This is a genomic window from Gaoshiqia hydrogeniformans (assembly GCF_049347105.1).
In the GTDB taxonomy this organism is placed as follows: Bacteria; Bacteroidota; Bacteroidia; order Bacteroidales; family Prolixibacteraceae; genus Gaoshiqia; species Gaoshiqia hydrogeniformans.
Window position 1 is genome coordinate 3,824,770 of the sequence record NZ_CP186334.1, and the last position, 21,817, is coordinate 3,846,586.

Here is a 21,817-nt window from a genome sequence, read left to right on the forward strand (position 1 = left end):
TGTTTTGAACCAGGTTTTATTCCGGTTTCATTCCGGGAAGTTCACAAAATCGTTCATAGGCTTTCTCCCAAAGATCATCCGATTCGGGCAAAAAATTCAGCACATTAAACGAATTGCGGACCAGTCGGCGCATTTCTGCCAATGAACTTACGTATCCCAGCGCTTTGGCCTGCATCAGGATATTGCCGGTAGCCGTTGCTTCGGTTGGGCCGGCAACAACAGGCAAGCCGGTGATATTGGCTGTTAGCTGGTTCAGAAAATGATTATTCGATCCGCCGCCGATTATGTGAATTTTTTCAATAGGCCGGTCGCTGACGGTCCTTACCTGATCGAGGATGTAGCGATATTTCAGCGCCAAGCTGTCGTAGATGCAGCGGATGATTTCGGCATGAGTGGCTGGCCGGCCTTGTCCGGTTTCTTCACAATAGGAAGAAACTGCCTGGGGCATATCTGCCGGGTTCAGAAAACGCATATCGTCGGGGTCGACCATAAACCGGAAGGGTTCTGCCTGTTGGGCCATGTCCACCATTTCCGTCCAGGCGTAATCAATTTCTTTGGCCCAGATACGGCGGCACTCCTGGATCAGCCACATGCCCATGATGTTTTTCAGGAAGCGGGTTGTTCCTTCAACGCCGCCTTCGTTGGTAAAGTTCAGGGCCGAGCTTTGTTCAGAGATAATCGGCCGCGGGGTTTCGATGCCAAAGATTGACCAGGTGCCCGAACTGATGTAGGCAAAATTATCATCGTCGGCAGGAACCGAGGCGATGGCCGAAGCCGTATCGTGCCCGGCAACGGCAATAACCGGTATCCGGGCCGAGCCTGTTTCTTCGGCAATCTCGCGGGTCAGGGGGCCAATGGGTTGACCGGGTAAAATAATATCACCTAAAATTGATGTGGGAATACCCGCCTTTTCGAGTAAGGGGCTTTGCCATTCACAGCTTCCGGGTTTAATCATCTGGCTGGTGCTGGCAATCGAAAATTCGGTCCGGGCTTCGCCCGAAAACAGGTAGTTCAGGGCATCGGGCATAAAGAGGATGCGATCGGTTATTTTTAGCAGCGGACTGTCGTCTTTCACCATCGAAAACAGCTGGAACAAACTGTTGAATTGCATAAACTGGATACCGGTTTGCCGGTAAACTTCTTCTTTTGGCACCAGCCGAAACAAATCGTTCATGGCGGTGTCGGTGCGCGAATCGCGGTAGGCATAGGGAAGCGACAAAATCATGCCGGTTTTGTCGAGGTGGACAAAATCCACGCCCCAGGTATCCACGGCGACTGACTCCGGTTGAATGCCATATTCGGAGATACATTTTTTTAAGCCTGTTTTCAGTTCATTGAATAAACTGAAAATATTCCAGTAAAAATGACCGTTGATCCGTTCCATGCGGTTTGTGAACCGATGGATTTCGGTGAGGCTTAACTGATCGTTTTCGAGTGTCCCCAGGATGGCCCGGCCGCTCGAAGCGCCCAGGTCGAATGCCATAAAATAATGTTTCTTCATACAATTTTACCTTGTTCTGTTTCAAAATAAGCAGACCGCCCGTTGATAATTATCCTGCTCTGTCCTGTTGCCGGGGCGGTGTTTATTTTTCCAGCTGTTCTTTTGCAAAATGAAGGTATTGTTGCCAGTCGAATGGCGTAATGTCGTGCGGACCGGTGCGGATGTGGTAGCCCACAGTGCCCCATATTGGTTTGTCAGGGTCAGGCATTTGTCCGGCCGGCAAACCTTCCAGACCGTATAGCTCGTAAACTGCTGAGGCCAGTTTAGCAGACAGGAATTCACCTTTCGGGTCGGCCCACAAATCTTCGGTAGCGCTGGCGATGTATAGCGGACGAGGCGCAATCAGGGCCAGCAACTGGTGCTGGTCAACCGGCAATTCTTCTTCGTAATCGCTGTATTTTTTAAAATTACCGTTAAACCAGTGCGGGATCTTGGCGTTGATGGCCGCTATGGTTTCGCCGAATTTCCGGCGCGACAAGGCGGCTCCCATACAGCCTGAATTATTGGAAATACACATAGCAAAACGCGGGTCCGAAGCTGCTGCCCATAAGGCTGTTTTTCCCAGACGGGAATGTCCGAGTACGATCACTTCATCCGAATTCACCTCGTCTTCGGTTTCCAGGTAGTCCATGATTCGCGATAGTCCCCAGGCCCAGGCGGCAATCGAAGCCCATTCGTTGGGGCGGGGGCGTGTTTGCCCGTCGGCGTAAAAAAGCGGATGGATACCGTCGGTGAACAGATCACGGTCGGGGTCAACATCGCCGTAATATGCGGTTGCCAAGCCGAAACCGGCGTCAATCATCATTTCCACGGGCCAGCGCGATTCTTTGACTCCACGCGACTGTTCGGTAACCTGGTTGTGAACAATGCCCAGGGAGGGGTTATCACGTACCCAGGATTCGGTGAGACGGATATTGGGGTCATTCAGGATGGTATGGTTGCCCAGAAAGTTGTAAGCCAGGAAAACCGGAACCTTTTCCTGGTTGACGGGGCGGTAGATTAGCAGGCCAATGGTTAATTCACGATTATTTTTTTTGAAGACAAGGTCAACTTGTTTGCGGATGGCTTTACCGTTGAGGGCTTCGGCCGAATCTTCAAATATGCGTACCTCTGTTATTTCAAGCTTGCCGGGAATTTTTCCGTATACTTCCTGCTCAAACAGCTGCAACAACTCAGGTTTTCTTTTTTTCTCCCATTGACTGACCCGTTTGATTTTTACGCCGTTTTTGGTCTCAAGAATCGGTGGAAGTTTGTATTCAGGAACTTTTGCTTCATCGTAATTGACCTCCGGACTTTGGGCAATCGCGAGGGTTGAGGCGAAAAGAAAAATGAGCGTGATTAGTTTGTTCATGGTTGATAAGAATTGGTTTGACGTGTTTGATTTGGTGAAACGAATCTGCGTTTCAGAATAAGACAGGTCAGGTTCGTTTTTTAAGAAATTTTGTAACCAGGTTTTTAAAATCAGTCAGGTTTTCTACCTGTCCCATCAGGGGAGCCATCAACGAGGGGGTATTCAGGTTTAACGCGTAATAATCAGCTACGCCCCATTGCATCGGATAAACCAGGATATAACTGTTTTCCCGGAAATATTTATTCAGGTATGCGGGTATTTTGGCCATCATCTCTTTATACGACGGGTGCATTTTCCGGCTCATGATGATTACCAGGTTATCATCTTCCCGCACGCTGCGGCTCAGGATCAGGAAGTCGTCCCAGTCGGTAAAAAGGTTAAAATCAACATCGATGCTGTGTTGTTCCTGCATTTGTTTCATAAACGCGCCGGTGTTTTCCGAAGCATAAAAAACCAGTTTGGCCCCGGTATTGATTCCGATGTTCCAAATACGCAGCAGCCAGAAGAAAAAGCCGTATTCTTTCTCGGCATTTTCCGGAACGGCAATCACATATCGTTTGATGGTGGACAGGGGCTGGTGGGGTTTGTAAATTAAGGTGGTTGTATTGCATTTGGTCAGGACACCCTCGGTGAGGTTGCCCAAAAATGAATCAGAAATCCCTTTTTTCTCGTGCAGCCCGATAACCAGGTCGGTGATTTTTTGTTCTTTCACCACGGCAGAGATCCCGTTGACCACATTCAGGTCGTAGCGGATCAGCGGCTCCATAAGATGATCGGAAGCTGCGGCTGTTTTAACAGCCTGTTCGGTCATTTTCCGGGCTTCTTTCTCCGTTTTCTCGTTCACCTGCCCGCTGGTGATGATGTTAAGGGCAACCAGTTTCCCTTTTTGTTTTTTTGTTTTTATGGTTGTGCTTAGGTGAACCAGTTCATCCACATTGGCAACGTTGCTCAGCGGGATCAGGATCCGTTCTTCGGTGTCGTGCTTTTCTCCTTCCGAATCTGTTTCAGTCCTGGCCAGGTTTTGCGCTCCTTTTTGGGTGACGAATGACGCGACGGTGCAGGTAACCAGGATCATCAGGATGGTCCCGTTCAACACACTTTCGTTTAACAGGCGGATGGGTTCGCCGGTTTCGGTTTCACCAAGAATCACGTTATACCCGACCAAAATAGCCGCCAGGGTAGCCGCCGCCTGTGCCGAGCTGAGCCCGAAGATTAACCGGCGCTCATTGGTGTTGTATCTGTATGTTTTCTGGGTGATCCAGGCGGCTGCAAACTTGGCGACAATGGCTACCACGGTCATCGTTATCGCCACCAGGATGGTCTCGAGGTCTTTAAAAAAGGCTTTGAAATCGACCAGCATACCAACGCCAATCAAAAAGAAAGGGATAAAAAGCGCATTTCCGATAAACTCGATCCGGTTCATCAGGGGAGATGTTTGCGGAATCAGCCGGTTGAGCGACAAACCTGCCAAAAAGGCCCCGATAATTGCTTCAATACCGGCAACTTCGGCCAGGAACGCGCCCAGGAACACCATGCCCAACACAAAAATATATTGCGAGATGTTATCGTCGAAACGTTTGAAAAACCACCTGCCAACGATCGGGAAGCCGAGCATCACGATCAAACCGAAAACGATAATCGACAGACTCAGCCTGATCCAGAAATGATTATCGATTGTTCCGGTTGACATGCCTACGATCACGGCCAACACCAACAGAGCCAGGGTATCGGTGATCATCGTTCCGCCAACAACAAAACTCACCACCCGGTTTTTCACAACTCCCAGTTTGCTGACAATCGGGTAGGCAATGAGCGTATGCGAAGCAAACATACTGGCTAACAACACCGAGGTTAGTACTGAAAAACGGAGGATATAAATTCCGGCGACAATGCCTAATCCCATCGGGATGAGAAAGGTGAACATGCCAAATACCAGGCTTTTCCCGCTGTTTTTTTTGAATTCGGCCAAATCAATTTCGATGCCTGCCAGGAACATGATATACAGCAAGCCCACGGTGCCGAACAAAACCACGCTGCTGTCTCTTAGCAGCAGGTTGAACCCATTGGGCCCAATGATGGCCCCGGCCAGAATCAATACAATTAAATGTGGGATACGGATCCTGTTTAGCAGAATAGGCGAAAAAAGAATGATAAAGAGTATCAGGGTAAAAATCAGCACCGGATCTTCCAGTGGTAACTTTAGGCTGAATATGTTTGCTGGTATCATCGTCAGTTCATTTTTCTGAATATTATCACTTCCCTAAACCCATGACCGGTTTTTCTGGCATCCGGGGCCCGCAAACAAACCGGTTTTATCCGGGCAAGGTACTAATTTCTTTTTTTACTTAAAATCTCGGGAGTTTATAAATCAGGGAAATCGCTTTTAGAATATTTGCTTCCTATGATGAGCGTCTTTCTAAATCGTTTGATGTGGAGTCCTCCACGGCCATCCCTTTTGAGCGGCTCTTTATACATCAAAACAAGCGATCTGTTTTTCTGGCCCTGTATGGGACAAATATGGGTAGCCCGGGGCAAAACGACGAAGGAGTGGCGTCCCGGGTTGACGTGTGAAAAAAGAAAATCGTCCGCGCGATGCCGTTCATAAAAGAAATGTTCTCTCTTCGGACGAAAAAGGGGTGGGGTTTTGTATCCAAAATGACGCGGCGCCATTCCGTCCGAAAGGGTTTTGTTTGCTTCGTTCAACGAATTTTCGCGGACGGTATTCCGCTTGCATGCTTTATGTTGTTCAGCCTGCTCTGTGCTTTTCCCCTCCTTCTTGGCAGAGGAGTGTATTTTGCGGAGCAAAAGACGGGGTGGTTTGGGATTAAATATGCTAATAAACATATTGACATTTAACAATAAAGGTAATATATTGCTTAAAATAATTTTTAGCGGATGATCTTTATTCGTTTAATTAAGAAATTTAAGTATTTCATTCACAAACCAAAAAACATACAATTATGGCCAATCTAACCGAAGCCCGGAGAACTCTCAACCTTGCGTACAGCCACGCTTCGAACGCTGTTGAACTGATTACCGGTTTGCTTGGTAAAAATCATAATCTGGTTAAAGAAATCAGAAAAATGAGGAAGTGACTAACCCAAGATGAAAGAGGTAGGAAATTTTTCCTGCTTTTTTTTGCCCGAAATCAAGTTCAGATCCCGTATAAATAATCAGTCGAAACACTCGTGTCGGCATCAGGTCTTTTTTCTTTTCTTTTTTTACAAAATGGCTGGTTCGCGGGATACTCCCCCTGGTTGGAAAGCTTTTACCCAAAGTTGGGAGGCTTTTCCCCCGGGGGAGGATCTCCATCCCCAAGATTCCCGGGTATTAATTTCTGTATACTCAAAGGGTTCTTTCAGCGAGGTATTGAGCAGGCTGAAAACGGCCGGTCAAGAGCAATCGTGGTTTAATTTTTCTAAATTTGCTGCACCAAAGATTGATTATACTGACAGTGACCCATTTATTAACGGAAAAATTGGTTTCCGATCTTGCAATGCTCACGTTCATTACAACAATTTCGGGCTGTCAACTGCAAATAAATAAGGAATGAGACAAGAGAAAATGAAATCGATAATTGGATCATCTATTTGGGGGTTGCTTTTTTTTGTTTTGTTGTTGGTTGGAGGAGCAAGCGCCCAAACAAACCTGTCTCCCGGTCAAATTAAATTTGTGCGGCAGGGAGTGCGAAGGTTTATCTTCGATGACAACCAGAAAATACTTCTGGCTGGTTTATACCCGGCGGAAATCATCGGGATGTCTGCCATGTACCCCACGACATTTTATTCCGGGTTTCACCCCGATATTCAGGTAAAAAATAATCAGTTGCTGGTAATGTCGGGCGAAGAATCAAAAACCTCCTTTTGGTTTGGCGGGTTTAATCCGTTTGCCACCTATACCATCGACCTGGAATTGTGCAGGGGGCAGGGCGAAATGGGCTTCGAATTTTCCAATCCAACCAAAACAGAACAGTTTTTTGTCACACTTCGGTATAACGACCAGCAAATTCTGGATGCAACCCAAAAGTATGTTAAAGATTCCAGGGAAATTATAAGCGGAACGATACTTACAAACAGTAATGGCCTGAATAATATCGAAGGAAAGATTATCCTGCAAATGCTCGGGAGCGGGTTTGCCTTGTTCATTCAGAACGACGGCTTGCCGGTACCCGTCGCACAATCCGATTTTGCACAATTTGTCGATTTGCGGAAAAAGCAGTACATGCAGTCATTCCAGTCAAATTTGTACCTGGCCATAAGTTCAGGCAGTGTATGTGTGAATCAAGTTGAATCGGCGCTGAACTCCGGGATGGGATTAGCCGACATCAGGGCCATCACCTACGAAGACGGTGAACCGTTGCTCGATCAGGGGCGATTATGGTACACCATGAGCATCCGGGGCCGCGCGTTGCCACATCATATTCAGGGGGTTTTCAGTTTGAATCCCACCGTGTTCGACCTTCGGTTTGAGGGGGTTATTTTGTTCGACCGTGGAGATGATATGCTTCGGAACGAGGTGGCATCGCACATCTTTTACGATCGGAATGAAAAATGCTGGCGTGGACTGACGACCGGTTTCAGCGCCTACGCCAATCCGGATGAAAAAAAGCAATTGCTGGCTATTGAGAGCAAAACTGATCCCCGTTTTGGTTTCTCGGTGATGCGTGCTACGCCGTTTGGAATGGTTGGCGATTTTGAAGATCCTCATGTTTTGTACGATTCGGATGTGCAAAAATGGCGGATGCTGGCATGCGAAAACAGAAACGGCTACAAAGCCATTATGCTTGAATCGGATGACTGGAATAAAAACTACCAGCGCATAGCAGGTCCGGTGAGAAACAATTCGACAGGAACGTCTGTTCAGCGTGTTGGCGACAAACGTTATTGTTTCTCCGGCAGTCAGGACCGTAAAATCTACATTTATTCGTACCCCGATCTTAGAGAATCGGGCTCCTTATCAATGGATTTGCCTCCCTGGGACGAAACATCGGGAACAAGGGTCTGGCCCAATGTGGTTCAATTGCCCGAAGCTTATCCTTTCCGGTTCGTGGCGCTGATGATGGACCGGTTTAATTATCCGGAGTTAAAAGGCCCCAATTGGACGTATGGAGCATTGTACCTGTATCGCGGGTTTGAGTAATTTCATCGGGCGCTTAAACCAATGATTTATTCGAAGAGAGTCTGTTGAGATTTAAAGAAGATGACAGCACGTTTTCCCCGGATAGTTTTAGAACAGATTTTGCTCATGTCTTTTGCTTTTTCATATTTTTGCAAATTACCTGCTGCAAAAACTAACGCTACAATTGGGCAAACCTCAAACATACCCCGACGAACAGCTTGTGCTGAAGAAAATTGCACAGGGCGATCTTTCTGCATATCGCTTTTTGTTTGATTCATATTTCTCGGATTTGTGTAATTTTTTGCTCACCTATCTTCATAACCAAAGCTTTGCCGAAGAAATAGCCTTGGAGGTTTTTACGCAGATATGGGAGAGAAGGGAATCGCTTGAGCTGCGTTCGTCGTTGCGGGCTTATCTGTTTACCTCTGCAAAAAACCGGGCTGTTAGTTTCTACCGGCGCGAGAAACAACAATTGTTTACCCGGCTTGAAATTGAAGAAGATCAGCTTTCCGTCGATTTTAACTCACAATTTTATCTCGAAAATCAAGAATTGAGACAAATTATCGAAGGCGCGATTAATTCCCTGCCTGAGAAAAGCCGGCAAATTTACCGCCTGGCCTGGGAAGAAAACTTATCACATAAAGAAATTGCTGAGAAATTGGCTATTTCAGTCAAAACGGTGGAAAACCATGTCGGCATCGCTTTGCGAAAATTGAGATCTGCTTTAGCCCCTTATTACAAACAAATTTTTATATTCTGGCTTTTTCTTCGGGGCATTTTTTAAAAATCGAAAAAAAAGACGAATTCCGGTTGAGGGATATTCCATTTTCCTGCGTCATCTTATTAACTGAATTGAATTATGGAATCACAAAACACACCATGGGAGGCAATCAGCGCTTACCTGAAAGATCAAACAGATCAGCAAAGCGAGCTTGTTGTAAAGGAATGGCTCAAGGCTTCTCCCGATCATATCAGGGTGTTTAACGAAATTCTGAGTATTCGGAAACTCACCGGACCCCGGCTTGTATCGTACGAACCTCAAAAAGAAGAACTGTGGAATGAATTGATGCGGCGGATTTCGGCTGATTCGACCCCGAAAGTAATCATGAGGCAACTTTGGATCAGGTATATGGCAGTGGCCGCTGCTATTGCCATTGCTTTTTTTGCCGGAAACTGGTTTCGTTTGCAACCGGATGAAACTTCAGCCTCTTTTGCGGCTTATACCCAGGTCATTGCTCCGGCCGGGCAACGCACGCAAATGATTTTGCCCGACAGTACCCGTGTTTGGCTGAATTCCGGGGCGGAACTGAAATATGCCGGTTCGTTTAGCGGGAATTCGCGCGAGGTGTATATTCAGGGTGAATGTTATTTCGAAGTCGCTGAAAATAAACACAAACCATTTATTGTTCATGCGTCCGACATTCAGGTGAAAGTTTACGGTACCCGTTTCAATATAAAAGAAAACGCAAAAGAGTCGGTGGTTAGCCTGTTTGAAGGTAAGGTCGAAGTCCTGAATCAGCAAAACGAGTCTCTGAGCTTTTTGGATCCCGGGCAACAATTAGCCGCAGGTTCTGATGGGTTTCAGGTTTCAACGCTTGACAGATCAGATGCGTTGATTGCCTGGACGAATGGAATGTTGATATTTGAGAATCAGCCGTTTGAGGAAGTTATTGCTTATCTCGAGAACTGGTATGGCGTAAAAATTACGTTGGATCGGTCGCTGTATAAAAATCACAACTATACGTTTAACGTGAAAACCGAAAGTATGCGCGAAGTGCTTGATCTGATTTCGGTGATTACTCCGATTGATTATGAGATCCGTGGTGATCAGGTCATGATAAAATATAAAAGGATGAAATAGCCATGTGCGCCAAAGTTCACACCAACCGAAAATGTATAATGGCTATTCCATACCGTTGAAAGTTTAGATTGAAAAGCGAATGAAAATACGAAAATTGCAGTAATTAAGATTGAAAATTGACACGTATGAATTAAACGAAAATAAAAACAGGAAAGGTGGCCGCCTTTCCTGTTCTAAAGTTTATTGTTAAACCGAATCAGAAATACGAGCCATCCGCAAAAATGATTGTATTTCAGATTCATAACAAATCATGTAAAACTATGAAAAAAAAACGATTGTGTTTGTACCTGGGCAACCTTTGTACAAAAAAAATTTGGTTAGCTATGAGGCTTACATTATTCCTGACATTAGCGACGAGTTTGACGGTACTCGCCGGAGGTTTTGCTCAGAATGCAAAACTGACACTGAAATTTGAAGATCGCCGGATCAAAGAGATTTTGAATGAGATTGAAAACCAAACCCAATTCTCATTTATGTACGACAACAACCGGATCGACGTTGAACGCAGGGTGAATCTGGACGTAAGCGGTGAAAATATTGACGAAGTATTGCGCTCCTTATTTGCAGGTACAACTGTTACCTACAAAATGGTGGAGCGTCATATCATGTTGATTTCCGGAGCGGAAAAATCCTTTACAATGGTGCAGAATGGCGTTGTTAACGGAAAGGTTACCAATGCACAGGGAGAACCTTTACCGGGTGTAACCGTGTTGATCAAAGGAACGACCAATGGAACGATCACTGATCTCAACGGAAATTTTAACTTGGGGGGAGTGAATGCCAGCGATGTCCTCGTGTTTTCGTTCATCGGTATGCAAACACAGGAGATGGGAGTTGGTTCACAAACGGCCTTTAATGTGGTATTAAAGGAAGAGACCATTGGGGTAGATGAGGTGGTTGTGGTTGGTTACGGAGTACAAAAACGTTCCGACATTACCGGATCGGTCACTTCAATTCCATCTGACCGTCTTTCTAAGTTACCGGTGAATAATGTTATGCAGGCAATACAAGGAGCTGCGGCGGGAGTGAATATCTCGCAGGCTTCTTCTATTCCTGGTGACGCGCCATCGGTATTGGTTCGCGGTAAAAATTCCATTTCTTCAAGCACAGAACCATATGTTGTCGTAGATGGTATTCCGTTGAGTAAAACGGGAGGGTCGATTAACGATATTAATCCAAATGACATCGAATCGATGGAGATTCTCAAGGATCCTTCTGCCGTTGCAATTTACGGTGTTAATGGCTCCAATGGCGTAATACTTATTACAACGAAACGTGGTAAGTCCGGCAAGCCGGTTATTCGCTATAGTGGTTATGGAGGAGTCGAGGAAATTGCCCACATTCTTGATCCAGGTTCTCCGGAACAAATATTGGAACGTTATGCTGAGTACGCCCGCATACAGAACTCAAGCTTGTATAACGGAGGTCCTGTGAGGTATGAATATGAGTATGACAATTATACGAACGGAAAAACTACTGATTGGATTGACGCTGTCACACAAACCGGTATCATTCAGAACCATAACATTAGTATTACCGGTGGAAGTGAATATTCAAGGTATTTTATTTCAACGGATTATATGGATCAGAAAGGTGTTGTTAAGGGGTACAATTATAAACGTTATTCATTCCGTACAAATGCCGATGTTGATGTAACCAAATATCTCACTGTCGGAACTTCTACTTTTATTGTATCTCACAATCGTGACGGAGGTCGGGCAAATCTTGTGAATGCTGCAGCTATGAGTCCATACGCCAGAATGTACGAAGAGGATGGTTCCCTGACACATTATCCGATGTATTCTGAAACTTTGTGGGCAAACCCGTTGCTTCCAACAACACTGGATCCTGAACGCCGTCAGTTCAATATATCGGTAAACGGATATGCAGAAATGAATTTCGGTGAAATATGGGCCCCGCTGTCCGGACTAAAATATAAATTCAATGCCGGTTACAGTTTTGTTCCTTATCGCACCAATGAGTATGAGGGAAAATCGGTATTCAATATGACCGGCTGGGGTAGAATAGTTAATCGTGAAACGCAGACATATACAATTGAAAATATTCTGTCATATTCAAAAGACATAAACAAGCATCATTTTGATTTTACCGGTTTGTATGCTGCCAAAAATAAATATTATCAGGAAGCAATAGCGACAGGAAGTGTCTTTCCGAATGATGATCTTGGTTGGGGTAAACTCGGAGCCGCTTCAACACAAACAGCTTCTTCTTTCGCTGATGAATACAGTTCACTTTCGCAGATGGGGCGTCTGAATTATTCTTATGACAGCCGTTATTTGTTTACGGCAACCGTACGTCGGGATGGTGCTTCGGTTTTTGGCGATAATAACAAATATGCAATATTTCCTTCATTTGCTGTGGGCTGGAATATTGCAAATGAAGGTTTTATGAAACCGCACAATAACGTGGTCAATAATCTGAAATTGCGTCTGTCATACGGAAAATCCGGTAATGAAGCAATTGGTGTTTATCAAAGCCTCTTTAAAATGGATTCCAATTCGTTAGCAATGGGAGGTAAATCCCAAACCACACTTAAAGTACAAACTCGTATGGGGAATAAAGATCTTTCGTGGGAAACAACCAAAGGTTTTAATACAGGTCTCGATTTTGGATTCTGGAACAATCGTGTAAATGGTTCACTTGATGTTTATTCAACCAGAACCTCAGATCTTTTACTCCAGCGAAGTGTACCGCAAATAACAGGTTATGTTGATGTTTATGCCAATATTGGTAAAACTAAAAATACAGGTGTTGAGTTTACAATCAACTCAAAAAATGTTGTTACCAAAGATTTTACATGGGGGACTACGCTTGTGTTTGCCCGCAATAAGAATAAAATTGTTGATCTTTACGGGGATGGTAAGGATGATTTGGGTAACCGTTGGTTTATAGGGCATCCTGTTGGTGTCATATACGATTATACCAAAGTTGGCATCTGGCAGGAAGATGAAATTGCAGCGGGTTTGCATAGTAATTGGGACCCTACTGCATTGGCCGGAGACCTGAAACTTGCTGATATCAGTGGTCCCGGTGGGGTTCCAGATGGGAAAGTTGACGATAACGACCGTAGTATTTTGGGGCAAACAGATCCAAAATGGACAGGTGGTATAACCAACACTTTTAGTTATAAAAATTTCAGTTTGAGTATTTTTATCACTACCGTTCAGGGTGCTCTACGGAATAACTCCCAAATTGGAGCGGCTTCGGATGAGCTTGGACGAAGAAACGGTCCTGCCGAAGTAGATTACTGGACACCGGAAAACAAAAGTAACGAATGGCGTTCGCTGGGCAACCATTCCAACAGCCACGGTTACGGATTCCCCAAGGATGCAAGTTATACCCGGATTAAAGATATTATATTAAGCTATAATTTGCCGACGTCTGCAATAAGCAAAATAGGCATTAATGGTCTGCAGCTTTATTTAAGCGGACGCAACCTCTATACGTTTACAAACTGGATTGGATGGGATCCTGAAGCCCGGGATCTCCAACGCGGTTGGTCTGAAAGTAGTACCGTGGATTGGTCTATTAATTACCCTGTTGTACGCAGCTTCATTTTTGGTATTAATTTAACATTGTAGAAATCATGAAGAAATATAATTATATATTCGTTACTCTTACTGTCTTGAGTTTGCTGGCAAGCTCCTGTAAAGACAGCTTTTTAGATGAATCACCGTATTCTTACTATAGTACAGGGCACACCGACGATGCAACCATTGAAGCACAGGTTTTAGGATTACACCGCACTTATGCCGAGCTTTGGGGCTGGAGCAGTCAGCAGGGTTTCCTTTCATGCTGGCAAATAGGGACAGACGTATGTAGTGCAGGGGCGACGCAGGGTGTAGAAAATCCTTTCTACCAATATGCCGACTTGAATGCTGAAAATAGTGGTGTAGCCTGGTTGTGGCGAAAATGTTACGACTTTATCAACCATGCTAACCTGATTATATCGGCTCTCGGCGAAGAAAATAATAAACCGGCAGTTGCTGAAGCAAAATTTTTCAGGGCATATGCTTATAACACGTTGGTAACATTCTGGGGTAATGTTCCTCTTGTAAAAGAACCAGTTGCTACACCGAAACTTGACTTCACTCGTCAGAACGTAGCAGAGGTGGATCAACTGATAGAAGAAGACCTTACTTATGCCATTGCCAATTTACCTGAGGTCGGACAAACCGCTAACCAAAGCCGGATTAACAAGGATATGGCCCGGCAACTGTCTGCAGAGGCATACCTGCGTATAGGAATGAGAGATAATGCCTATTTTATCAAAGCCGAACAGGCAGCGAGTGATATTATCACGAGCGGTAAATATTCATTAATAAAAGCTCGTTACGGTAAATATCTTGCTGAAGGCGGAGATTATTACCGGGATATGTTTCGTTGGGGAAACCAACGTCGCTCACAGGGTAATACCGAGACTATATGGAGCTTTGAGGTGGAATACAACCGGGAAGTTGCCGGTGGTACGATTGATAATCCGCAACACCGTCGCGTATGGCAACCCGCTTATCACAAATGGTCTGGTATGGTAAATGCTGATTCGCTTGGAGGTCGCGGGAACGGACGTCTTCGCTTGAGCAATTTTATGAAATATACGGTTTGGGAAGGCTTGGATGGAGATATTCGAAACAGTAACTTCAACATTCGCCGTACCACCAATTATAACAAACCTGGCTATAGTGAAGAAATCGGAATTGACGCTGATGGGTTCCGCGTAGCTAAAGACGCAGCTGATGCAGTTCAGATTATTACGATCAAAACAGGAGACCGGGCTATTCCTTTCAGAAGCGACAGTCTTGAAGTTTGGTACCCTTACTGCACAAAATGGGGAGGTTACGATCCTACTGATGATTTTGGTTATGCAATCGTGAAAGACTGGCCGGTAATGCGTTTGGGTGAAACTTACCTGTTGCGGGCCGAAGCCCGTTTCCGCCAGGGGAATACTTCCGGTGCAGCTGATGATATTAATGTATTGCGGGATCGTGCTTTTATGACGGCCCGTGATAAGAGCGGCGATGCAACCTTAGGTAAGGTAAGTGCAAGTGATATTAATATCGACTTTATACTCGATGAACGTGCCCGCGAACTCATTGGAGAGGAAAATCGGCGAATGACACTTGTACGTACAGGTGAACTCAAAGATCGGATTCCGATGAATGGCGATGCATCGCCTGCAAATAAAATAATTACAGGATTTCAGGATTACAATGCGTTGTTGCCTGTTCCACTGTCTGAAATTCGTTTGAATAAAGATGCAGAATTGACACAAAATCCGGGTTATGAAGTAGACTAGTTCGCCGGAGATTTAATTTGAATAACATAAAAAGAGTGCCCTTCGGGGCATTCTTTTTATGTATAATGCGAATCAAAAATAGCTTCTTATATCTATCCTGTATGGGATGCTTTGCTTTCCCGGTAATTTGCAATTTCCGGCAAAATACCCCCGTTCATACATCAATTTGTAATCGGCTTGTTGTGTGCGATGCAGTAATTTTACACCTGTATTCAACCAAACCAGTCGTATGAAATCAAACCAACTGTTTATTACGCTTTTATTATTCATCTGTCTTTCTTTCGGGGATCTGTTGCATGCGTCAACTCCTGTCGTTGCAGGAAAAGAAAACAAGGCGCTTGCTTTTCCGGGCGCTGAGGGCGCCGGTAAGTTCGCTACCGGCGGCCGTGGTGGAAAAGTCGCCGAAGTAACCAACCTGAACGACTCCGGCCAGGGAAGTTTGCGGGAAGCGCTGAAGCAAAAAGGGCCCCTTACCATCGTGTTCCGTGTATCCGGGACCATCGAACTGAAATCGGAGCTTGAAATTAAGGAAGATCATCTGACCATTGCCGGACAAGCTGCCCCGGGCGATGGTATTTGTATAAAAGGATACCCGGTGATCATTAAAGCCGACAACGTGATCGTCCGGTTTATGCGCTTTCGCCTGGGCGACATCAATAAGGTGCAGGGCGACGCCCTGAGTTGCCGGAACCAGTGCAACATCCTCATCGACCACTGTAGTTTTAGCTGGGCGACTGATGAGTGCGCTTCGTTGTACGAACTGCATCAATCCACCATCCAGTGGTGCATGATTTCAGAGAGCCTGAACAGCTCGGTACACGAGAAAGGGGAACATGGTTACGGCGGCATCTGGGGAGGCGATACCGTAAGCTTTCATCACAACCTGTTTGCACACAATACCAGCCGTAATCCCCGGTTTAACGGGGCCCGCTACAACGTGCCCTGGACCGATCTGGTCGATTTCCGAAATAACGTCATTTACAACTGGGGAAGCAACAGCGTTTATGCCGGTGAACGGGGAATGCACAACCTGGTCGCAAACTACTATAAGCCGGGACCGGCAACATCGGAAAAAACAAAAAGCCGTATATTCAATGTATTCCGGTCGTCGGAGCGGTTCCCATTTGGTCAGTTTTATATTGACGGGAACGTTGTCGAAGGAGATAAGCTGGTTACCGCCGATAACTGGAATGGCGGGGTTGATCTGGATGAGGGCGCCGTGTTGGAAGAAGTAAAAGCTACAGCTCCGTTCTTTTTTGTGCCGATTGTTGAACAAACGGCCGAAGAAGCATACCGTTCCGTGCTCGGATCGGCCGGCGCCAGCCTGGTACGCGATGCGGTGGACAAGCGGATTGTTTCGGAGGTGAAAGACGGAACAGGTACTTATATGGGAGCATACAGTCAAAAACCCGGTATCATTGATTCGCAGGAAGATGTAGGCGGGTGGCCTGAGTTGAAATCATTGCCTGCTCTCAAAGATCGGGACCGTGACGGTATGCCTGATGCCTGGGAAAAAAAGAACGGATTGAACCCGAAAGATGCTGCTGACGGCCCTCAATACGGTTTAAACCGGGAATATACCAACCTCGAGGTATATTTAAACGGATTGGTTGAAGGGGTAATGGGCTTAAACAAAAGGTGACTGACTAAAAATTAATTAACGGATGAACCCAATGTTTTCAATGAAATCAATCGTATTTGTCAGCTTGTTGCTGACTCTTTTTACCAGACCTGCGGTTGGCCAGGTTGCATATGAGCTGGTGGTCGCTGCCGATGGTTCCGGAGATTATCAAACGATACAGGAGGCGGTGAATGCCGCCAAGGCCTATCCCGACAGCCGGATCACCATTTTTATCAAAAACGGCGTTTATCAGGAAAAAGTGCGGGTCTATTCGTGGAACCCCTTGCTCACATTAAAGGGCGAAAGCGTTGAATGGACCATCATTACCTATGACGATCATTTTACAAAAATCGGACTTGGACGCAACAGTACCTTTCATACCTATACCTTAAAGGTAGAGGCCAATGATTTTGTGGCCGAAAACCTGACCATTGAAAATACAGCCGGGCCGGTCGGGCAGGCGGTAGCCCTGCATGTGGAAGGTGATCGTTGCCAGTTTCGCAACTGCCGCATTACCGGGCATCAGGATACCTTTTACGGTGCCGGCGAAAAAAGCCGCCAGTATTTTAGTCGCTGTTATATCGAAGGAACGACCGACTTCCTGTTTGGCGAAGCCACCGTCGTGTTTGATTCATGCACCATTCACAGTAAAAGCAATTCGTACATCACTGCTGCCAGTACTCCAAAAGGAAGGCCCTTTGGTTTTGTATTTATGAATTGCACGCTAAGGGCAGATCCGGGAGTCGATCGGGTTTACCTGGGGCGTCCCTGGCGCGATTACGCCAAGGTGGTTTTTCTGAATTGCGAAATGGGAGCGCATATTTTACCCGGCGGATGGGCCAATTGGTCGGGAACAGGCCGCGACCAGACTGCTTTTTATGCCGAATACGGAAGTACAGGAGCAGGCGCATTTGCTAACGAGCGGGTGGAATGGTCGCATCAGCTCCGCAAAAAGGAGTTGAAATCGTATCGTCTTGAGCAGATTTTTAAAGCCGGAAATCAATACCCGGCCACGGATAACTGGCGTCCCTGATTCGGGATGACGGATTTAGCGAAAAGAAATTATAAAGTACAGATTAATCGTTGATTGTATGAGAAAAATTACGTTTTTATTTCTGATGCAGTGCCTGTTGGTTTTTTTTACAGCCTGTAACCCCGAGTTGAGGGAGAAGCAGTCGGATCCTGACTTGCCGTTTGATATGCCCAAGGTGGAGACACCGGCGTTTCGTGCCGATACCTTTAATATTGTTGATTACGGTGCGTTAGATAACGGGACGGTATTAAATACCGGCGCTTTTGCGGCAGCCATCGATGCCTGTGCGCAGGCCGGAGGGGGAGTGGTGCTGGTCCCGGGCGGATTGTGGCTGACGGGCCCGATCACCCTGAAAAGTCATGTTAACCTGCACCTGCAGAGCGGAGCCTTGATTCAATTCACCGGCGATGTAGAAGAATATCCCCTGGTCGAATCATTTTACGAAGGGGTGCGTGCGATACGTTGTCAATCTCCCTTAACAGGAAGAAATCTGGAAAATGTAGCAGTTACCGGGCAGGGCATCATCGATGGAAATGGTCAGTACTGGCGTCAGGTAAAACGGGAAAAACTGACGGATGGCCAGTGGAAGAAGCTGGTGGCTTCAGGAGGAATTGTGCATAACGATAATCGCTGGTATCCGTCCGAAGGTTCGTTTATCGGAAATGAGCGCCGGGAATTGCTCCCGGAAGAACAAACCATCGAAAATATGGCCCCGTTCAGGCATTACCTGCGTCCGGTCATGGTAAGCCTGGTAAACTGTCGCAAAGTGCTGCTCGAAGGAGTCACCTTCCAAAACTCGCCGGCCTGGAATGTTAACCCGCTGATGTGCGAACACATTACTTTGCGAAATCTGACCATCCGTAACCCCTGGTATTCACAAAACGGCGATGGGCTGGATTTGGAATCCTGCCGGATCGGGATCGTCGAAAATTGCAGTTTTGACGTGGGTGACGATGCGATCTGTATCAAATCGGGTAAAGATAAGCAAGGCCGTGAACGCGGAATGCCGACTGAGCTGTTTATTATCCGCGATTGTGTGGTGTATCATGGACATGGCGGTTTTGTTGTCGGCAGCGAGATGTCGGGAGGTGTGCGCAAAATGTTCGTGACTAACTGCACCTTTATTGGCACGGACTGCGGCCTTCGGTTCAAAAGCACACGCGGACGGGGCGGGGTGGTCGAAGATATTTATATGGAGAATATACGGATGTCAAATATTCCGACTGAAGCGATCCGCTTTAATCTGTTCTATGCTTCCAAGTCGCCGTCGGAAGATCCTTTAACCGGTGAACTGTTGATTGAACCAGCCCCGGTGACCGAAGAAACGCCGGCGTTCAGGAATATCTATTTTAAGAATATTGTCTGCGACGGCGCCCAGGTTGCCCTGTTCATCCGCGGGCTTCCTGAAATGCCGGTGACCGGGATACACCTTGAAAATGTACACATTAAATCAAAAGAAGGAATTTTCAGCCAGTTTGCCGATAATATTCAGGCGAATCGGATTCACCTCGAGCTTGACAGCGAACATGCCGTTTCGGTATATAAAACAACGAACATGACATTCACCGGTTTTAGTGCAAAGGGAAATACCGGGGATTTGGTCCTGGTGAGTGGCGAAGATTCGCGGAACCTGCATTTCCAGGAGGAAGAAAAGTCACTTAATTGAATCTGATTTCCGCCTCTTTCGCGATGAACCTGGCAAACAGCCTGGCCGATTGTTCAACCAGTTCCCGTTCACCCGAACGAAGGGGGCGGAAAAGTTCGGTTTCAATAATGGCTTTATTTTTCTTTATCGTTCTTTTCCACAAACCGGCAACCTGCCCGTTGACGAGAATTACGGGTTTAAAAAGTCCGTTTGACGAAATAACTTTTCCCTGTTCGGGCGAGGCGAGGATGGCGCTCCGGTCTTTATAGCTGATGATAAACTCGTCGTAAGCAGGCAGTAAACAGGCCAGGTTTTCGGTGGTTTCAAAATGAGCTGCTGATTGATGAAGCCAGTAACGCTGTGAGTGAATGGTTTCGGGAATGAGATGATTGTTGAGCATCTCGATTCCGCTCCTGGCATCTTTAACAGGTAAGCCCGACCACCAGATGAAATCGTCGGTTGTGGCAGGCCCGTGGCTTAAGAAGTATTTTTCGGTAAGCGCGGCAATGGCTTCATTCCGGTCAAACGGCTTCGTTTTCGGAACCCTCTTTCGGAGGAGGGAATAGGTTGTTTTGTTTTCGTTGTTAGCGCCGTTGCAAATTAATCCGTCTAATTCGGCCGAAAGAAGAATATGGGCAGCCCGGTTGTTATCCGACGTTTTGATTTGATGTCGGGTCAGTTCGGCAATGAGTTCTTCGCGTGACAATGATTGGTGTTCAGTCAGCGTATTTTCGATAATTTTGCAGCATTTCGCGATGATTGCGTCATTGAGTTCCAGCTCTTTATGGCGCGACTTCATTTTCGATTTGATTTGCGGGGCTGTTAGCTCTAGGATCCAATGGATGTCGTTGGCCGAAACCAGGTGCCAGGTAGGCCGGAGCAGGTGGGTGCGGATCAGTTCTCCGTGATTAATGCTGTCTTCTACTGAGTGGATGGTGGCATCAGGCAACCGAATGCCAACGGCCCACTTGACCATCGCGTAATCCTGCGCCTGCATAGCGCCCATAAAACCGACCAGTTCTTTGGCTGTTTTAAACCCCGAACAGGCAATTTGCTGATTCTGTAAACGGATTTTTATGATCTCTGACGACGAATTCATCCTGGTTTGCATAAATGGTTTCTACTGATTTGTTATGCGGGTTTCGGTCAGAGATCTTTTCGGGATTTAATGGGTTCGGGGTTATCAACACCCGTTGTCCTCTTATTGTTCGCTCCATTTTTCTTTAATCAGGCCCAGGTATTGTTTTGCAAACACCAGCCCGGTGCCGGTAATGGCCCCCAGAAAAGTCCAGATAAACAGGATCATCGAGCGTTTGGGCGCTGATTTCTCTGTTGGAATGCGTACCGGGTCAATCACGGTTAAAATGGGCGTATCTTCTTTTACCTGAATTTGTGCCTGTTCAAGTTGTTTGGCCAGTTCTGAAAAAACCGAATAAGCAATGTTGTACTGGCTGAGCAGTTGTTCTTCCTCGGTTTGGGCAATGGCTGTTGAAACATTTTTATTGCGGTCGCGGAAAAGCGCCAGCTGCCGTTGGACGGCTTCAAATTCAGCTTTTTTCTCATTATAGCGGTCCTGAATGAAGCGCAGCTGGTCTTCAGCTTTTTCAATTTTGTATTTTGTAATGTATTGCTGCAACATCGCCTGTGCTTTGTTGGCAACCTGGGCCGCCAGGGCCGCATCGTGAAAGGTGGCGCTCAGTGACAAATAACCTTCCTTATCGTTCAGGCTCAGGCTGATTTTTTCATCCAGCATTTTTCGAATTTCCTCCTGATCTTTGTTCAGCGATAATAAAGCGCCTGCTGAAGCCAATTTTTCTGCCGGTTCAGGCTCAGATTTAATTGCTTTGATGATCAGCCAGGGCAGCCCCAAGGTGTATTTTTTTATATTTCCCAAAACGCCGCCTTTATCATATTCTGAATAATATTCGAACAAGCTCACTGGATGGTCTACACCCGGGCAATTGAAGGGGCTATTCATCAGTTCGAGTTGAAAAGGAAGTGAATTCAGTATTCGCGGGTAAATCACCGGCGAGAGCGCCTCCGAAGTTCCCATATTGTTCAGGTTAAACCCGGCCATGGCCGCCAGCGAAGAAAGGCCGCCAAGTTTGGACGATTGATTATTGGCGGTTTGAGGTACAAAGGTCGTGGTCACGGTGAACTTATTGGGCGACAGGAGCGCGATTAGCAAACCAAGAAAAACGCCAAGGAGGGTATATTTTATAACGGTCCGTCGTCCGTTCCACAGGTTTTTGGTCAGGGCAATCAGATCAATTTCATCGTCGGCTACGGGCTTGGATGATTGCGGTATCGTATTTGGTTTTTCCATGATTATTCAGTTAAAATTCCTTTACACTGTCTGAATCGCCTCGC

General features: G+C 46.3%; 16 protein-coding genes. 10 read left to right on the forward strand and 6 right to left on the reverse strand.

Features of this window, described 5'->3' with window-relative positions:
* Positions 1 to 16: 16 nt before the first annotated feature.
* From ACOIT5_RS15200 to ACOIT5_RS15210, 3 genes are all read right to left on the reverse strand, one after another.
* Positions 17 to 1,501 carry a rhamnulokinase gene (locus ACOIT5_RS15200; protein WP_423127009.1) on the reverse strand — a complete coding sequence of 495 codons (1,485 nt, stop codon included), beginning with the start codon at positions 1,499 to 1,501 and terminating at the stop codon, positions 17 to 19.
* 82 nt (positions 1,502 to 1,583) lie between these two features.
* On the reverse strand, positions 1,584 to 2,852 hold the full coding sequence (locus ACOIT5_RS15205) for a hypothetical protein (protein WP_423127010.1): 1,269 nt from the start codon (positions 2,850 to 2,852) through the stop codon (positions 1,584 to 1,586).
* Between the two features lie 67 nt (positions 2,853 to 2,919).
* Positions 2,920 to 5,079, reverse strand: coding sequence for a cation:proton antiporter (locus ACOIT5_RS15210; RefSeq protein WP_423127011.1), 2,160 nt, complete (start codon positions 5,077 to 5,079; stop codon positions 2,920 to 2,922).
* 203 nt (positions 5,080 to 5,282) lie between these two features.
* On the opposite strand from ACOIT5_RS15210, the gene ACOIT5_RS15215 reads away from it, so the two are divergent.
* From ACOIT5_RS15215 to ACOIT5_RS15225, 3 genes are all read left to right on the forward strand, one after another.
* Entirely contained in the window at positions 5,283 to 5,423 is a 141-nt protein-coding gene (locus ACOIT5_RS15215) for a hypothetical protein (RefSeq protein ID WP_423127012.1), read from the forward strand.
* Positions 5,424 to 5,812: 389 nt separating this feature from the next.
* The gene (locus ACOIT5_RS15220; protein WP_423127013.1) at positions 5,813 to 5,947 is read left to right on the forward strand and encodes a hypothetical protein; all 135 of its coding nucleotides are present in this window, start codon (positions 5,813 to 5,815) and stop codon (positions 5,945 to 5,947) included.
* Positions 5,948 to 6,401: 454 nt separating this feature from the next.
* Positions 6,402 to 7,991 (forward strand): hypothetical protein, encoded by a 1,590-nt coding sequence (locus ACOIT5_RS15225; RefSeq protein WP_423127014.1) that lies wholly within the window; start codon positions 6,402 to 6,404, stop codon positions 7,989 to 7,991.
* A 26-nt stretch (positions 7,992 to 8,017) separates the two neighbouring features.
* Here ACOIT5_RS15225 and ACOIT5_RS15230 read toward each other — a convergent pair whose 3' ends face one another.
* On the reverse strand, positions 8,018 to 8,248 hold the full coding sequence (locus ACOIT5_RS15230; protein ID WP_423130637.1) for a hypothetical protein: 231 nt from the start codon (positions 8,246 to 8,248) through the stop codon (positions 8,018 to 8,020).
* Here ACOIT5_RS15230 and ACOIT5_RS15235 point away from each other — a divergent pair.
* The 7 genes from ACOIT5_RS15235 to ACOIT5_RS15265 all read left to right on the forward strand — a co-directional run bounded on the left by ACOIT5_RS15235 (position 8,191) and on the right by ACOIT5_RS15265 (position 19,468).
* Positions 8,191 to 8,754: an RNA polymerase sigma-70 factor gene (locus ACOIT5_RS15235; protein ID WP_423130623.1), complete on the forward strand. Its 564-nt coding sequence runs from the start codon at positions 8,191 to 8,193 to the stop codon at positions 8,752 to 8,754. The two genes, ACOIT5_RS15230 and ACOIT5_RS15235, sit on opposite strands and share 58 nt — an antisense overlap.
* A 75-nt stretch (positions 8,755 to 8,829) precedes the next feature.
* Positions 8,830 to 9,831, forward strand: a complete 1,002-nt coding sequence (locus tag ACOIT5_RS15240; RefSeq protein ID WP_423127015.1) for a FecR family protein — start codon at positions 8,830 to 8,832, stop codon at positions 9,829 to 9,831.
* A gap of 260 nt (positions 9,832 to 10,091) precedes the next feature.
* Positions 10,092 to 13,433, forward strand: a complete 3,342-nt coding sequence (locus ACOIT5_RS15245; protein WP_423127016.1) for a TonB-dependent receptor — start codon at positions 10,092 to 10,094, stop codon at positions 13,431 to 13,433.
* Positions 13,434 to 13,438: 5 nt separating this feature from the next.
* Positions 13,439 to 15,148: a RagB/SusD family nutrient uptake outer membrane protein gene (locus ACOIT5_RS15250; RefSeq protein ID WP_423127017.1), complete on the forward strand. Its 1,710-nt coding sequence runs from the start codon at positions 13,439 to 13,441 to the stop codon at positions 15,146 to 15,148.
* 229 nt (positions 15,149 to 15,377) lie between these two features.
* Positions 15,378 to 16,790: a pectate lyase family protein gene (locus tag ACOIT5_RS15255; RefSeq protein ID WP_423127018.1), complete on the forward strand. Its 1,413-nt coding sequence runs from the start codon at positions 15,378 to 15,380 to the stop codon at positions 16,788 to 16,790.
* 40 nt (positions 16,791 to 16,830) lie between these two features.
* The gene (locus ACOIT5_RS15260) at positions 16,831 to 17,802 is read left to right on the forward strand and encodes a pectinesterase family protein (protein ID WP_423127019.1); all 972 of its coding nucleotides are present in this window, start codon (positions 16,831 to 16,833) and stop codon (positions 17,800 to 17,802) included.
* 58 nt (positions 17,803 to 17,860) lie between these two features.
* On the forward strand, positions 17,861 to 19,468 hold the full coding sequence (locus ACOIT5_RS15265) for a glycoside hydrolase family 28 protein (RefSeq protein ID WP_423127020.1): 1,608 nt from the start codon (positions 17,861 to 17,863) through the stop codon (positions 19,466 to 19,468).
* On the opposite strand, the gene ACOIT5_RS15270 is transcribed toward ACOIT5_RS15265, so the two are convergent.
* Positions 19,461 to 20,558: a winged helix DNA-binding domain-containing protein gene (locus ACOIT5_RS15270; RefSeq protein ID WP_423127021.1), complete on the reverse strand. Its 1,098-nt coding sequence runs from the start codon at positions 20,556 to 20,558 to the stop codon at positions 19,461 to 19,463. The two genes, ACOIT5_RS15265 and ACOIT5_RS15270, sit on opposite strands and share 8 nt — an antisense overlap.
* Before the next feature lie 90 nt (positions 20,559 to 20,648).
* On the reverse strand, positions 20,649 to 21,773 hold the full coding sequence (locus ACOIT5_RS15275; protein ID WP_423127022.1) for a Wzz/FepE/Etk N-terminal domain-containing protein: 1,125 nt from the start codon (positions 21,771 to 21,773) through the stop codon (positions 20,649 to 20,651).
* Positions 21,774 to 21,817: the final 44 nt, after the last annotated feature.